The following is a 14,432-nucleotide window of genomic DNA, read 5'->3' on the forward strand; positions in this document are numbered from 1 at the left end:
AAAATAGCACAAACGACTTTGTTTAAGATTACGTCCTTAAACAGTTTCAGTGTAATCTTAAAAATCGGGATTGGGCTAATTACCTCCAAAATGCTTGCTGTTTTCGTGGGGCCAAGCGGAATGGCGTTGGTTGGAAATCTTCGTAATTTTTTGACATCACTGGAAAGTATCTCGACTTTGGGTTTTCAAAACGGAATCGTAAAATACACTGCCGAAAACGAAAAAAACAAAACAGAACTACAAAAAATATTTGCTACCGTTTTTATCAGTTTAGTTGCTATTGCATTGATTTTAAGTGCTGTTTTGTTTTTTTTCGCTCAGTATTGGAACCAAAAAATATTCGGGCATGATTTTAAGTATGTATTGGTCTTTAAGATATTAGCCTTGGCTTTGCCGTGGTACGCTGTTTCCATTTTCTTTATTTCGATTATAAACGGTCTCGGAAAATTTAAAAAAGTGATTTGGATATCTATTTTTGGAAATCTCATCGGTTTGCTGGTTTCGGTTTTAATGATTTGGAAGTTTAAAACCTTAGGTGCGTTGCTCGGAATTGTGATAACTCCGTCCTTATTATTTTTTATCACTTTTTATTTTATACAAAAGGAAGTTCGTTTTTTTCAAAACCTGAGAACAGATTTATTTGATTTTAAAATCTTAAAAAATCTCTCTTCTTATTCGGTTATGGCTTTTGTTTCTTCGGTTTTCGGACCTTTTGTTTTTCTGGCTGTTCGTTCTAATATTATTCAGGTTCTAGGTATCGAACAAGCAGGATATTGGGAAACGATGAGCCGTATTTCGTCTTATTATCTGCTTTTTGTAAGTACTATTTTAACGGTTTATTTTTTGCCTAAACTTTCAAAAGCGCAGAATGATTTAGAAACCAGAAGTATTGTAAGACAGTATTATAGATTTATTTTGCCTGTTTTTGTTGCGGTTTCGACGGTTATTTATTTTGCGCGTTTTTTTATTATTGAATTGTTGTTTACCAAAGCTTTTCTACCGGTAACTTCCTTGTTTTTTTGGCAATTGCTTGGAGATGTTTTTAAGGTTTGCTCACTGATTTTAGGGTATCAGTTTTTTGCCCGAAAATTAACTGTAGCTTTTATTATAACAGAGTTTTTTTCGCTTTCGCTTCTGTATATTTCGAGTTTGAATTTTGTTCAGTTGTTCCAGATTGAAGGCGTATTGATTGCTCAGGTCTTTACCAATTTTGTCTATTTGTTGGTTTTGGCACTGTATTTTAGAAAGAGTATTATATAAAAGTGATATTAAAAAAAATAACTAATGAGATTCCCAATTCAGAATTGTTTTTTGTCTAGAGAAATCAAAGTTTTGATTGTCTCAGGTCTTGTTTTTAGGCTGTTTTTATCTGTATTGTATTTTCATGTCACTATATTTCCGGATTCAGAAGGTTATTTGGTATTGGCAAAAAAAATAGGCGATTTTAATTTGGCTTTTTATAATGGCGAAAGAAGTCCAGGATATCCTTTATTAATTGCACTCGCATTTGGGTCTACGGTTTTAACTGTTGTGTATCAGTTGTTTTTGGGTATTATTGCTTCAATTTTCTGGTACAAAACGATTCTGAATTTTAGTTTTGATTCAAAAAAAGCTTTGTGGATAACGCTTTTTATGCAGAGTTTTTTGCAGGTTCATTTTTATGAAAGAATTATATTGGTCGAATCATTGACGGTTTTTGTGGTATCCTTGATTTTTTATTTTTTATCTAATGGTTATCTGGAAAGCAGAAGCGTTAAAAAGGATATTCTAATGGGATTGCTTTTAGGATATTTAGTTCTTATTAAGCCATTTTATGCTTTTTTGCCATTCCTTATTTATGGTTTGATTGTAATGAAGAATTTTAGGTTTTCGAAAATCATAAGTTTGAGACTGCTTATTTTTATTTTTCCTTTAACGGCCTATTTTGGATGGTCTTATGTGAATAAAATAAATACAGGCTACTTTGTTTCGACTACTTTTTTTGGACTGAATTTATCTCAAAATTGCGTTTATTTCGCAGAAAAAACAACTTCGGAATATCAAAGAATCGGAACTATTTATGCAAGGCATAGAGATGAAATTATTGCCGATAATCAAAAAACAGAACCACATAACAGAACCGATTTGGCAATGACCATTTGGGATGCGCAAGAAGAATTAGCTACTGAAAACAATAATAGTTTTCCTGAAATTTCTGCTGCATTAGGAAAATATGCGATTGCAACAATTAAAAAAAATCCGAAGGATTATGCCCAACAAGTTATCTGTAGGTCTTGGTTTGATTTTTGGAAACCAAAAATATATTGGAATTACAACGATTTTTCCTTTCCATTTGTCAACAAATTTTTCTTAGCAATCTGGTATTTTCAAAGCATAATGCTCTGGATTTTCAAAGTGGCTTTCGTTTTATTAATTCCGTTTCATTTGATATTGTTTTTAAAAAACCGCATGATTACCAATGAGTTTGTTTTTGTCATTCTGATTTTTTCGACTTCTGTAATTCAGGCGCTGGTAACGTATGGAGGCAATACCCGATTTAGTTTTCCTTTTGAATATATGATGATGTTGCTGGTTTTTGTTTTTTTAAGAAAAACAGTTAACGTTAAGGTATTGAATTAATTCCACGTTTCAAGATATTTTTGCGCAATCGTAATGTAATGGTGCTCTTTTTGAATAAAGGCACTGGCTCTTTTTCCGATTGCGATAATCTCTTCCGGATTTTCAATTAAAAAAGACAATTCGTTTACGAGATAATCAACATCTGCAAGAGCGTTTATGCATACTTTTTCGGTTAGATTATAATATTCCTCAAACTCTTTTTCGGCACCCGTAAAAACGACTTTTCCTTTTGTCATTGCTTCGAGCGCATTGTAACCTTGATCGTATCCAAAAACCTGATCGAGTAGGATATGTGATTTGCTGTAAAGTTTGATGTATTCTGTATAAGGAAGATTTTTACTGATGATGATTTCAACCTGATCAGGATATTTTTGTTCAATAATTTTTAATGTTTTTTCAAAATAAGAAGTTCCTTTTTTGATATAACTTCCTTCGTTTATTCCAAGAAAGACAATGATTTTATTGGAAATTATCAAAGATTCAGCTTTGATTTTGTCGGTATTTACAGGGTTTGGAATCAATTCGTACTCGGGAAGCGGAATCTTGTAATCCAAATCAGAAACAATAATTTTTTTAGTATTTTGTTTTACGAAATCAAACAAATTTCGATAATTTTTCTGAGTGTATTTTAATGAAAAATGATATGACTTTTTCAAGTTTTCATCTTCAAAAAGCGGACTTAAAATGGAATATCTCATTTTTTGCAGCAACAGAAAATCGATAATCGGCGTGTCTTCTCCACAGATTAGTAGAAAACTTTTATGGTTATTCTGAAAAACCTTTTTCAATAAATATTTTGATAAAAAAGGATAGGTTTCAATCGCATTTGAATTAATGAGTTGTACAATATCAAAGTTTTTCAGTTTTGGAAGAAAAAAATAGAACCGAATTCCTTTTTCAAGTAATTGCAAATCTGAATTAAAAACTTTAAAAAAGGCCTTATTTAGAAAACGCAAAATACGGTTTGAAGTAATAAATTTTGCAGAAATCGAGTAATCAACCGGAAATTGCTTAAAATTATCTCCCGTTCCTATAATAGTCACTTCATGCCCGAGTGCCTGCAATCCTTCTTTCAAAGAATTGTGCAGTCTGCTGTATTCTCCAATTAAGAGGATCTTCATTTTTCTAGATAAAAACATTTATATTTACGTAAATATAGATGAAAATGTCAAATGTTTTAGCGGAAAATGATTTAGAAATTCTGATTGCCACAAAAGACAGAAGCAGTCTTGATTTTTTGGAAGCGATGTTTCCTTTTGAACATTTTTCGAATTTCAATCTTACTATAATAAATCAATCTCAAAAAAGTGTTTTAACCTCAGATTTTGAGAAAGTTAAAGTGCTTAATTCTGCCGAAAAAGGTCTTTCGAAAAGCAGAAATCTTGCTATTAACAACGCTTCGCAAAAAATCTGCCTCATAGCAGATGATGATGTGATTTTTGAATCAGATTTTAAAGAAACTATCCTTGAAGCTTTTACAATGCATAATAATGTTTCTATCATAACCTTTAATCATTGCCGTAATGGAAATTCGAAACCAGAAAAAACACATTCAAAAGCTTTTAGGCATGATTTTAATTCAATTTGGAAAGTAAGTTCAATAGAAATTGCATTTAAGTTGGAGGACATTAAAAACAATAAAATTTATTTTGATGAATTGTTTGGTTTGGGGGGCTTTTTTGAAACCGCGGAAGAATTCTTGTTTTTAAGAACTGCCTTGAAGCAAAAGCACACTGTATATTTCTGTCCGAAAGTGATAGTGTCGCATCCTCAAGAATCTTCAGGAAGAAATGAAGGTTCAGATCAGTTATTATTTGGACGTTCGGCTTTGTTTTGCAAATTAAAAGGAAATTACGCCTATATTTGGTTGTTAAAATATTTGTTTTTTCTCTACAGAAACCACTATGTAAATCGCTTAAATTTTAAAGATAAATTCAGAGTAGGTCTGGCTGGAATTCACAAATATCAAGAGCTAAATAAAAGAAAATGACAACAATTGCCGATGTTCGATTAATTGAGATCCCTAAAATTCAAGATCGGAGAGGGAATCTTTCGGTTATTGAAGGAGAGACGGTTCCGTTTGCCTTCAAAAGAGTGTATTATTTGTACGACGTACCAAGCGGAAGCAAAAGAGGAGGGCATGCGCACAAAGAACAACAGGCTTTTTTGATTGCTTTGAGCGGCAGTTTTGATGTAATTTTGAAGGATGGAAAAAATATAAAAACGGTAACTTTAAATAGACCTAATATCGGTTTATTGATTGTTCCTGGAATCTGGCGCGAAATTCAGAACTTTTCTTCGGGCAGTGTCTGTCTGGTTCTGTCTTCAGACGAGTTTAATGAAGACGATTACATACGAGAGTTTAAAAAATTCAAATTATTTAAAAACAGTTGAGCTTATCCCTGTATTTGCTAGAAAGGTTTTAAATGAAATTAAAATGCGCATTGCCGAGGCAGGAAGATGCAGTATTATTTTCTTCTTTAGACTTAAATTTCGGGAATCAATCTCACTGGAGTATTTCTTGAAAAGCTCTTTCTTTCCTGCAATTTTGCTTTTTACAGCCAATGAAAAACGATTTAAATCTAAGAATTTCTTAAGGTCTGGATTCTCTTTTTCAGCTGAAGTAAATTTAGAAAAATACATTTTTTCATAAATAAAATTACTGTTTTTTGATAGGCTTGCAGAATCATAAACATAACGAGCCAATATCTTCCAAGAAAAAACAATCGGATATACAAGTCCGATTCTGATCCATAAATCGGTATCCTGTCCACTTTTTATTTTGGTATCAAAGTTCCCCGCTTTTTCAAAAACGGTTTTATGAAAAACGGCGCAGGAAGTACAGAGAACTGTTTCTTTCAAACTGGCTTTGAAGTAATTTACAATTTCAATTTTCTCATTTGTTTTTGAAATAGAGTATTGTGCAGTAATTGTTTTTTTGGAAGTTTCAAATTCAATTGAAGCCGAAAAAACTTTTTGTTCTGGAAACGCTTTACTATTTATAAACATTGTTTTTAGAAAATCTGGATACCAATAATCATCAGCATCCAAAAAGGTTATAAAATCGCCTTTTGCCTTTGCAATTCCATAATTTCGCGCCGATGAAGCGCCTCCATTTTCTTTTGAAAAATATACGATTCTGTTATCGTTGAAATTCTTGATTCTTTCTTCGCTTTTATCTGTCGAACCGTCATTTACAATAATGATTTCAAAATCCTGAAAACTTTGTGCTAAGACACTTTTTATCGTAGATTCGATAAAATTTTCTTTGTTGTAAAGTGGTATTATGACAGAGAAAAAAGCCATTTTATATTGTTTTTAGAGTACAATAATAACCCAATTTATACAAGTCGAATAAAAACAAGGAAGGACTTTCTGAGGTTAGATTTTTTTCGATTTTCATTTCTGTTTTTTTGAATAGAAAAACAAAAAATGAAACTAGTCGCAGTTTTTTTAAAAGTAAAAATGAAGCCTTTATTTTACTTTGATCTTTTGTTATTTTATTTGAATCAGAAAGAAAAACTAAATTTTCTAGTGCTGTTTTTGTTTTTGCCAAAAATACCTTCGAAGTTTCCAAATTTAGATGATAAACAGGATTTTCGACATGTATGATTTCAATATGATTTGCTTTTAAAACCGAAAAAAACAATAAATCCTCGTAGCCGTATTTGATTATGCTTTCGTCAAAAGGAAAACGGCAGACGATTTCTTTTTTAATTACTAAATTAGAAACCAGTGCCAAGCGTGATGGATTTTTAATTCTTTCAGAAACTTGTAAAGCTTCTCTTTTTTTGCCATAAATCCACCGCAGCAGATTTTCAGAAGAAGGTTTTTTATTTTCGTATAAAATACCTCCGTAAATTACTCTTTGAGTTTCGTTTATTTCTGAAATGTATTTGGAAATGAAATTTGTAGAAACAGGAGCAATATCAGCATCCAAAAAAAGCAGGTTTTCGTAAACCGCTTTTTTTGCCAATAAATTTCGGATGGCACTTCGTCCGATGTTTTCGTTCAGAATTTGATAAGATGCGTGATTGTAAGCTGTAATTTTTTGATTTTCAGAAACAAATTTTTCTGATTTGTCGTCGATACAAATAATCTCAAAATCAATTTTAGATTCCAGACATTGATTATGTATTGCCGCAACTAATTTTGTGACATCATAATTGTAAACCGGAATTAAAACAGAAAGCATTACACGCTTCTTTGCACTACTTCGAAGATTCTTTCGTCTTCACATTTCAAAGTTTTAGAAGGGAATTTCATCAATAAGGCATAATCGTGTGTAGCCATAATGATGGTTTTACCCGCAGCGTTGATTGCTTTTAAAACTTCCAAAACTTCAGAACTCGTCTGCGGATCAAGGTTTCCGGTCGGTTCATCGGCTAAGATAAATTCAGGATCATTAAGAAGCGCTCTCGCAATTGCAACACGCTGTTGTTCTCCTCCTGAAAGTTGGTGAGGCATTTTGTTTACAAAATCTTTCATACCGACTTTGTCTAGTACTTCGTCGATTTTATGTTCCATTGCTTCTTTTTCATGCCAGCCCGTTGCTCTTAAAACAAAAAGCATATTGTCTTTAATAGAACGGTCAGGAAGCAGTTTGAAATCTTGAAACACTATCCCGATTTTTCGTCTCAAATACGGAATGTCATTTTCTTTTATAGTTGCCAAATCAAATTCAACAATATGGCCTTCGCCTTCAATTAATGGAAGGTCAGCGTATAAAGTTTTTAGAAAAGTACTTTTTCCAGAACCAGTTTTACCAATGATGTAGATGAATTCACCGTGATTAACATCTAGATTTATTTGAGAGATAATTTTTCTTCCTTCTTGATATATAGTGACGTCTTTAAGGGACAGTACGGTTTGTGACATAATGAAATTATTTGATTGGTAAAAGTAATAAGATAACGCTTGTATTCAAAATAATTTTGAATCATTTCTTAAAGAAAATTTACCTCTAATTTAATTAAAATTTTGTCGATTTAATAATTTACGTCTCATTTTTAGCAGAAGCATTCATTTTAGACAGCATGTGCAATAGGAGTCTTTTATTGGTTTTGAAGTGTCGTTTTTTGAATAAAAACAATTATAAACCCCTTAATTGATAATTACTTATGCAACTTATGCAATTGATTTTTTTTTGAGGTCTTTATTTTAAATGTTTAATCTTGGACATTTGTTGATAATAAAATCACGAAACGTTTCGTTATAAACGGTATAAAATGATAAATTTGAATACTAAATAAAACTAAAATGCGTAAAATTTCCAGGTTCTTTTTATTCCAAATTATCCTTATTTCGAGCGTGGTTTCGGCACAAAAATCAGCTATTTATACTTATGATTTAAAGGATTTTGACAAAGCACTGGCTTTATATAATGACAAACAATATGCTTCTGCGCAGCTTATTTTCGAACGTGTAAAAAATACCGAAAGCGCTGCTGTTACAGAAGAAGTACAATCTGATTGTGCGTACTATATTGCAAATTGTGCCATCAGAACCAATAAGGCTAATGCCGATGCCCTTGTTGAAAATTTCGTAAACGATTATCCTACAAGCACCAAACAAAATCAGGCTTACATAGATGCTGCACAGTATTTTTTTGAACAAGGAAATTATCCTAAAGCGTTGCAGTGGTTTGATAAGGTCGATGAAAGTTACATGGGCAGAGCCGAAAGTGATAAATTTAACTTCATGAAAGGCTACAGCTATTTTAATGCTAAAAAGAAAAAAGAAGCAACAACCTATTTTAATAAAGTCGTAAACTCTCCAGAATTTGGTTCTCAGGCCAAATATTACTTAGGATTTATGGCTTACGAAGGCGATGATTATAAAGAAGCTACGAAGTATTTTGACGAAGTTTCGGGAGAAGAAAAGTACAAAGAAAAGCTTTCGTATTATCAGGCTGATATGAATTTCAAATTGGGGAATTTCCAAAAAGCAATCGATTTGGGACAGACCGCAATGGGAAAATCTAACGACATCGAAAAATCAGAATTGAATAAGATTATTGGTGAAAGTTATTTTAACCTGAAACAATACGAAAAAGCAATTCCATATTTGGAGAAATATGAAGGTAAAAAAGGAAAATGGAACAACACCGATTTTTATCAGCTTGGTTATGCTTATTATGAGCAGAAGAATTACGAAAAAGCGATTTCTCAATTCAATAAAATCATTGAAGGAAAAGACTTTGTGGCGCAGAATGCTTATTACCATTTAGGTCTAAGCTACCTTAACACAGGCAAAAAACAAGAAGCACTGAATGCTTTTAAAAATGCTTCAGAAATGGATTTCAATGCGTTGATTCAGGAAGATGCGGCGCTTAATTATGCCAAATTGAGTTATGATATCGGAAATGCTTATCAAACTGTTCCAGGAATTTTGCTTGATTTCTTGAAAAAATATCCAAACAATTCTAGTCGTTCTGAAATAGAAAAACTTTTGATTGATTCTTATATTTCGACTAAAAATTATAAAGAAGCATTGGTTTTATTAGAAAAGAATAAAACGGCAGAAAATAAAGCCGCTTATCAAAAAGTGCTTTTTTACAGAGGTGTAGAATTGTATAATGAGTCGAATTATCAGGAAGCGGGTAAAATGTTTAAAAGTGCCGTAAGTGAGCAAAAAACGCCTGAATTTACTGCACGTGCCACTTTCTGGAAAGCAGAAACAGAGTATCTGAATGATGATATGCAGAATGCTTTATTAACTTATAAGCAATTTGCCGGAATGACCGCTGCAAAATCTACAGATGAATACAAAAACATCAATTACAATATTGGATACACCTATTTTAAATTGAAAGAATACGATCAGGCAGCGAATTCTTTTCAGGCTCAGATTGACAATTCTAAAGAAGATAAAGTACGTTTAAATGATTCTTATTTGCGTTTAGGCGATTGCCGTTTTGTAAGTTCAAAATACAGTGCAGCAATGGAAGCTTATGCAAAAGCTATTGATGCAAAAGGTGTTGATGCAGATTATGCTCAGTTTCAAAAAGCACTTTCATACGGATTTATGTCAAATAATACTAAGAAAGTTGACGAATTGAATAACTTTCTTCAGATGTACAAAAAATCATCTTACCGTGATGATGCTTTGTTCGAATTAGGAAATACGTATGTAGCAGAAAAGAAAAATGATCAGGCAATAAAAACGTATGATCAGTTGATTTCTGAATTTAAAAACGGTTCATTTACTTCAAAAGCTATTTTAAAACAAGGTCTTATTTATTACAATTCAGATCGTGATGAGCAAGCATTGACGAAATTCAAAAAAGTAGCGGCAGAATTTCCGAAAACTCCAGAAGCTCTTGAAGCAGTAGCAACAGCAAGATTGATTTATGTAGATTCTGGTAAGGTTGACGAATATGCTTCGTGGGTGCGCACTCTCGATTTTGTTGCCGTAACAGATGCCGAACTAGACAACGATACTTACGATGCAGCTTTTAAACAATACAGTCAAAACAACAGCAAAGTTGCTATTACAGGATTTTCGGGTTACCTAAACAAATTCTCGAACGGAATGCATGCGCTTGAAGCTAATTTTTATCTAGCGCAACTTTATTACGCAGAGGGTTCTGAAACTAAATCGGTTGCTAATTATCAATATGTAATCGATCAGCCTCGAAATGAATTTACAGAGCAAGCTTTAAACAGATTGGCGCAGATTTATCTAAAAGCAAAAGACTGTGATAAGGCGATTCCAATTTTAGTTCGTTTAGAAAACGAAGCCGATTTTCCTCAAAACAAAAATTTTGCTCAGGCCAACCTGATGAAATGTTATTATGATAAAAAAGATTACGGCAATTCTGTTGGCGCAGCTGAGAAAGTACTAGAAAATCCTAAAGCAGATGCAGGTGTAAAGGCAGATGCTCAGATTATTGTAGCACGCGCCGCAATGCAGACTGGTAATGAAGATAAAGCAAAAGCGGCTTATGCGAAGCTTTCGGCAACATCAAAAGGAGAATTGGCAGCAGAAGCTTTGTATTATGATGCTTATTTCAAAACTAAAGAAGGAAAATTTGAAGCATCGAATACGGCTGTTCAGAAATTGGCTAAAAGCTATTCGGCTTATAAATATTACGGAGCGAAAGGTTTGGTCTTAATGGCTAAAAATTTCTACGGACTTAAAGACAGCTATCAGGCGACATATATTCTGGACAACGTAATCAATAATTTTACAGATTACCCAGATGTAGTTGAAGAAGCGAAACGAGAATTAAGCGCTATCAAAGTGGAAGAGTCTAAAACGAATTCATCAATTAATAAATAATTTTCATTGTATACTGTAGATTGTATACCGTAAAAGTGAAAACAATAAAACAGTATACAATTTACAATTTACATTTTACAAAAAAATATGAGTTTACCTTTTTATATAGTTGATGTTTTTGCTGATAGAAAATATGCCGGAAATCAGTTGGCGGTTTTTTTAGAAGCTGAAAATCTGAGTGCGAATGAAATGCAGCAGATAGCGCGCGAAATTAATTTTGCAGAAAGCACGTTTATTACCAAACTAGACAAAGAAAATAATAAAGCCGAAATCAGAATATTTACTCCAGCACACGAAATGCAGTTTGCAGGACATCCGATTATAGGGACATCTTGGGTTTTGATGAATAAGATATTTGAAAATTCTCCAAATGAAATTAAACTGGAAGTTCCGATTGGACCGATTGCAATTCATAAAGCTGACGATTTGATTTGGTTAAAGGCGGCGCAACCAAAATTTTGGGATATTTTTTCTAAAGAAGATTTTACGGCATTCAGCAATCTGGCAGTAAGTGATTTTGAAAACCAATTTCCAGTTCAGGAAATAACCACAGGAAGTGCTTTTGTAATGGTTCCCTTAAGCAGTGAAAGAGCTTTAGAGAATTTGGTTTTAGACAAAGAGAAAGTCGATAAATGGATGAAGCTGCATTGTAAAACTGATCATAGAGGCTTGTATTTTTACTATTTTGAAGGTACAAAAGTAATGAGCAGATTATTTTATATTGAACACAATCAGTTACTAGAAGATGCGGCAACAGGAAGCGCAAGTACTTGTCTGCAAGCTTCTCTTCTGAAATATAACACGAAAGAGATCGAGCTGATTAATTTTCAAGGGGACTTTATGAATAGGCCTTCTCAAATTTATTTTAAAGGAAAATTAGTTGGCGATCAGTATGATATTAATATAGGTGGAAAAGCTCAGTATGTAGCAAAAGGAGAGTGGGAAGCTTAAAAGTTAGATAATTGATATAATTAGAAAATTAGATAATGTAAAAGGTAAAAGTAAAAAGTAAGCTGAAGATTGAAGATACATTTTACTTTTTACGATATACATTTTACAAAATATGATAAATATGAAATTAAATTGCCAGTATAAAATTATCATTCTGTTAGTATTATGTACTAGTCAGTTTTTATTTGCACAAAAGAAAAATGAAAACATCGGGACAGAAACAGTAAACGTGGTAAAACCTTATTCGCCGACAATTTCGGATGCTTTTAAAGTTAAAGAGATTCCTTCGCTTGACGATAGCGGCAACCAACCTAAAGAAACCATCAAGTACAGTATTTTGTCTGTTCCAGTTGCTTCTACTTTTACGCCTTCAAAAGGAAAAGCGGCGGGTGTTGATAAAAGCAAAAAAGAGCGTTTGTTTAATAATTATGCTACAGTAGGGGTTGGAAATTACAGCACGCTAAACGCAGAATTGTTTGTAACGCAAGATTTAGGAAATAATGATTATTTGGCAGGAATGTTTCGCCATCATTCTTCTCAGGGCGGTATAAAAGATGTAGAGCTGAATGATGAGTTTTACGACACTTCATTGAATGTTGGCTATGGAGCAGACAATCGGGACGTTTCATGGAATATCGATTTAGGTTACCAAAATCAGATTTACAATTGGTATGGACTTCCTGCTGAATTCGGATCAACAATTCCGAATCAGCGTTTTGATTTGGTAAACAGCATCAATCCGAATCATTCCTATAATACTATTTCGCTTGGCGGAAATGCAGATTTTAACGAAAGTATTTTCAGTAAGTTGGCTGCAAGATTTACTCATTTTTCAGACAATGCTTCATCATCAGAAAATCGCTTTTACATAAAACCGACTTTTACGGTTGATGTTATGGATCAGGCTATAAAAACCAATGTTATTGTAGATCACGTAAGTGGTACTTTCAAAAATAACTATGCGCATGACAATACAGAAGCCGTTAAATACGGATTTACAAATGTGGGAATCGAACCTAGTTTTGTAGTCAATGAAAATGAATGGACATTGGAATTGGGTGCTGGAATTTTCTACAGCGGAGATTCTGAAAACAGTAGCAACAAAATCTATTTTTATCCAAAAGTAAATGCTTCATATAAATTAGTAGGCGATTTAATGATTTTCTACACAGGAGTAAATGGAGGACTAAAACAAAATTCGTATGCTGATTTTGTGAGCGAAAATCCGTTTTTATCACCTACATTAAATATGCGTCCATCAAGTACACAATATAATGTTTTTGCAGGTTTAAAAGGAAAATTGGCTAACAATGTAAACTATAACTTGACAGGTTCGTATTTGAACGAAAAAGACAAAGCGCTCTTTAAAGCCAATGATTACACAGAAGTAATTACAAATGAAAATTATGCGTTTGGGAACTCTTTTGGAGTAGTTTATGAAGACATCAGAACGTTTCGTTTTTATGGAGAACTAAAAGCCGATTTTTCGCAAAACGTGACTTTCGGAATCAATGGTACTTTTAACAGCTACAGTACAGATAATTCGATAGAAGCATGGAATCTTCCAACAATGAAATTAAGTTCGACTCTAGATGTTAATTTCACAAAACAATGGTATGCAGGTTTGAATGTTTTTTATGTGGGTGAAAGAAAAGATATGCAGTCTAATTTAGATTTAGGAACAAATCCAGCTATAACTACGCTAAAAAGCTATTTTGATGCCAATGCTCATTTAGGATATAAATTTAGTGAACGCTTGACGTTTTTCTTAAAAGCAAATAATATCGGAAATCAGGCGTATCAAAAATGGCTGAATTATCCAGTTCAGGGATTTCAGATTTTAGGAGGCGCAAATTATAAATTTGATTTTTAAAGGTATATAGCCACAAAGACACTAGGGCACAAAGATTATATAAATAAGGAGTGCCTTTTTTTTCAGCCATGAGCTCATGAATTTTTTGGAGTAGATTCGTGAATTCGTGGCTGTTTTATGTTTAAAATAAATTACGATAATAGTTTTTTTGGATAATATTTGAAAAAAAATCAGAACTTAGCGTCTTACTGTCTTTGTGGCAAAAAAAGCTTAGTAACTTAGCTTCTCAGAATCTTAGCATCTTTTAAAAAAAATGACTTTCAAAGAAAAAATATATTCGCATTATACACAAATGGTTCAAGATCGAATTGATGTTTTTAGAGACATGATTTCAAACTTAACCGAAGATTCAAAAAACGATGCCAAAGGTTCTGCCGGCGACAAACACGAAACGGCTTTATCGATGATGCATATCGAGCAGGAAAAACTGACCAATAAATTAAAAGAAGCCATTGCGCAAATTGCGATTTTAGATAAAATAGATCCTATAAAAGCAACTGAAAATATCGTTTTAGGAAGTTTGGTAAAAGCAAACGGAATTTATTTGTATGTAACTGTCGCGCTTCCTAAAATTGCCATTGATGGGATTAATGTAATAGCGCTTTCGCCCCAATCTCCTTTAGGAAATCATTTGATGGGGAATAAAGCTGGTTTTAAATTTGAGATTAATAAAACACATTATACGATTGAAAGTGTAGAATAATTA

12 protein-coding genes are annotated in these 14,432 nt (G+C 32.8%); 8 read left to right on the top strand and 4 right to left on the bottom strand.

The annotated features are described in order from the left end of the window. Positions 1-18: 18 nt before the first annotated feature. Both ACFFLS_RS06745 and ACFFLS_RS06750 read left to right on the top strand, forming a co-directional pair. Positions 19-1,260: an O-antigen translocase gene (locus ACFFLS_RS06745; RefSeq protein ID WP_379686382.1), complete on the top strand. Its 1,242-nt coding sequence runs from the start codon at positions 19-21 to the stop codon at positions 1,258-1,260. Positions 1,261-1,284: 24 nt separating this feature from the next. Beyond that, positions 1,285-2,619, top strand: a complete 1,335-nt coding sequence (locus ACFFLS_RS06750) for a glycosyltransferase family protein (protein WP_379685769.1) — start codon at positions 1,285-1,287, stop codon at positions 2,617-2,619. Here the strand turns inward: ACFFLS_RS06750 and ACFFLS_RS06755 are convergent. Beyond that, entirely contained in the window at positions 2,616-3,740 is a 1,125-nt protein-coding gene (locus ACFFLS_RS06755; RefSeq protein WP_379685770.1) for a glycosyltransferase, read from the bottom strand. The genes ACFFLS_RS06750 and ACFFLS_RS06755 overlap by 4 nt on opposite strands. A gap of 44 nt (positions 3,741-3,784) precedes the next feature. Here ACFFLS_RS06755 and ACFFLS_RS06760 point away from each other — a divergent pair, with 44 nt between their 5' ends. Both ACFFLS_RS06760 and ACFFLS_RS06765 read left to right on the top strand, forming a co-directional pair. Then, positions 3,785-4,609: a glycosyltransferase family 2 protein gene (locus ACFFLS_RS06760; protein WP_379685771.1), complete on the top strand. Its 825-nt coding sequence runs from the start codon at positions 3,785-3,787 to the stop codon at positions 4,607-4,609. After that, positions 4,606-5,013, top strand: a complete 408-nt coding sequence (locus ACFFLS_RS06765; protein WP_379685772.1) for a sugar 3,4-ketoisomerase — start codon at positions 4,606-4,608, stop codon at positions 5,011-5,013. The genes ACFFLS_RS06760 and ACFFLS_RS06765 overlap by 4 nt, the downstream gene beginning before the upstream one ends. On the opposite strand, the gene ACFFLS_RS06770 is transcribed toward ACFFLS_RS06765, so the two are convergent. The 3 genes from ACFFLS_RS06770 to ACFFLS_RS06780 are packed head-to-tail and all read right to left on the bottom strand — an operon-like array spanning position 4,996 to position 7,497. Beyond that, on the bottom strand, positions 4,996-5,925 hold the full coding sequence (locus ACFFLS_RS06770; protein WP_379685773.1) for a glycosyltransferase family 2 protein: 930 nt from the start codon (positions 5,923-5,925) through the stop codon (positions 4,996-4,998). The two genes, ACFFLS_RS06765 and ACFFLS_RS06770, sit on opposite strands and share 18 nt — an antisense overlap. A gap of 1 nt (position 5,926) precedes the next feature. Next, positions 5,927-6,814, bottom strand: a complete 888-nt coding sequence (locus tag ACFFLS_RS06775; RefSeq protein WP_379685774.1) for a glycosyltransferase family 2 protein — start codon at positions 6,812-6,814, stop codon at positions 5,927-5,929. Beyond that, positions 6,814-7,497: a cell division ATP-binding protein FtsE gene (locus tag ACFFLS_RS06780; RefSeq protein WP_379685775.1), complete on the bottom strand. Its 684-nt coding sequence runs from the start codon at positions 7,495-7,497 to the stop codon at positions 6,814-6,816. Before ACFFLS_RS06780 ends, ACFFLS_RS06775 begins: the two co-directional genes overlap by 1 nt. Positions 7,498-7,878: 381 nt before the next feature. On the opposite strand from ACFFLS_RS06780, the gene ACFFLS_RS06785 reads away from it, so the two are divergent. The 4 genes from ACFFLS_RS06785 to ACFFLS_RS06800 all read left to right on the top strand — a co-directional run bounded on the left by ACFFLS_RS06785 (position 7,879) and on the right by ACFFLS_RS06800 (position 14,429). Next, positions 7,879-10,902, top strand: a complete 3,024-nt coding sequence (locus tag ACFFLS_RS06785; RefSeq protein ID WP_379685776.1) for a tetratricopeptide repeat protein — start codon at positions 7,879-7,881, stop codon at positions 10,900-10,902. Between the two features lie 87 nt (positions 10,903-10,989). After that, a complete protein-coding gene (locus tag ACFFLS_RS06790) occupies positions 10,990-11,853 on the top strand; it encodes a PhzF family protein (protein WP_379685777.1) in 864 nt (287 codons plus the stop codon). 121 nt (positions 11,854-11,974) lie between these two features. Next, positions 11,975-13,726 (top strand): TonB-dependent receptor, encoded by a 1,752-nt coding sequence (locus ACFFLS_RS06795; RefSeq protein ID WP_379685778.1) that lies wholly within the window; start codon positions 11,975-11,977, stop codon positions 13,724-13,726. 253 nt (positions 13,727-13,979) lie between these two features. Then, positions 13,980-14,429 carry a hypothetical protein gene (locus ACFFLS_RS06800; protein WP_379685779.1) on the top strand — a complete coding sequence of 150 codons (450 nt, stop codon included), beginning with the start codon at positions 13,980-13,982 and terminating at the stop codon, positions 14,427-14,429. Positions 14,430-14,432: the final 3 nt, after the last annotated feature.

This window comes from Flavobacterium procerum (genome assembly GCF_042431625.1).
In the GTDB taxonomy this organism is placed as follows: Bacteria; Bacteroidota; Bacteroidia; order Flavobacteriales; family Flavobacteriaceae; genus Flavobacterium; species Flavobacterium procerum.

What these genes read in the sequence shown, in the direction of transcription:
- ACFFLS_RS06750 (WP_379685769.1), top strand. Translation starts at nt 1,285, where the DNA reads ATGAGATTCCCAATTCAGAATTGTTTTTTGTCTAGAGAAATCAAAGTT.
- ACFFLS_RS06755 (WP_379685770.1), bottom strand. Translation starts at nt 3,740, where the DNA reads ATGAAGATCCTCTTAATTGGAGAATACAGCAGACTGCACAATTCTTTG.
- ACFFLS_RS06760 (WP_379685771.1), top strand. Translation starts at nt 3,785, where the DNA reads ATGTCAAATGTTTTAGCGGAAAATGATTTAGAAATTCTGATTGCCACA.
- ACFFLS_RS06765 (WP_379685772.1), top strand. Translation starts at nt 4,606, where the DNA reads ATGACAACAATTGCCGATGTTCGATTAATTGAGATCCCTAAAATTCAA.
- ACFFLS_RS06770 (WP_379685773.1), bottom strand. Translation starts at nt 5,925, where the DNA reads ATGGCTTTTTTCTCTGTCATAATACCACTTTACAACAAAGAAAATTTT.
- ACFFLS_RS06775 (WP_379685774.1), bottom strand. Translation starts at nt 6,814, where the DNA reads ATGCTTTCTGTTTTAATTCCGGTTTACAATTATGATGTCACAAAATTA.
- ACFFLS_RS06780 (WP_379685775.1), bottom strand. Translation starts at nt 7,497, where the DNA reads ATGTCACAAACCGTACTGTCCCTTAAAGACGTCACTATATATCAAGAA.
- ACFFLS_RS06785 (WP_379685776.1), top strand. Translation starts at nt 7,879, where the DNA reads ATGCGTAAAATTTCCAGGTTCTTTTTATTCCAAATTATCCTTATTTCG.
- ACFFLS_RS06790 (WP_379685777.1), top strand. Translation starts at nt 10,990, where the DNA reads ATGAGTTTACCTTTTTATATAGTTGATGTTTTTGCTGATAGAAAATAT.
- ACFFLS_RS06795 (WP_379685778.1), top strand. Translation starts at nt 11,975, where the DNA reads ATGAAATTAAATTGCCAGTATAAAATTATCATTCTGTTAGTATTATGT.
- ACFFLS_RS06800 (WP_379685779.1), top strand. Translation starts at nt 13,980, where the DNA reads ATGACTTTCAAAGAAAAAATATATTCGCATTATACACAAATGGTTCAA.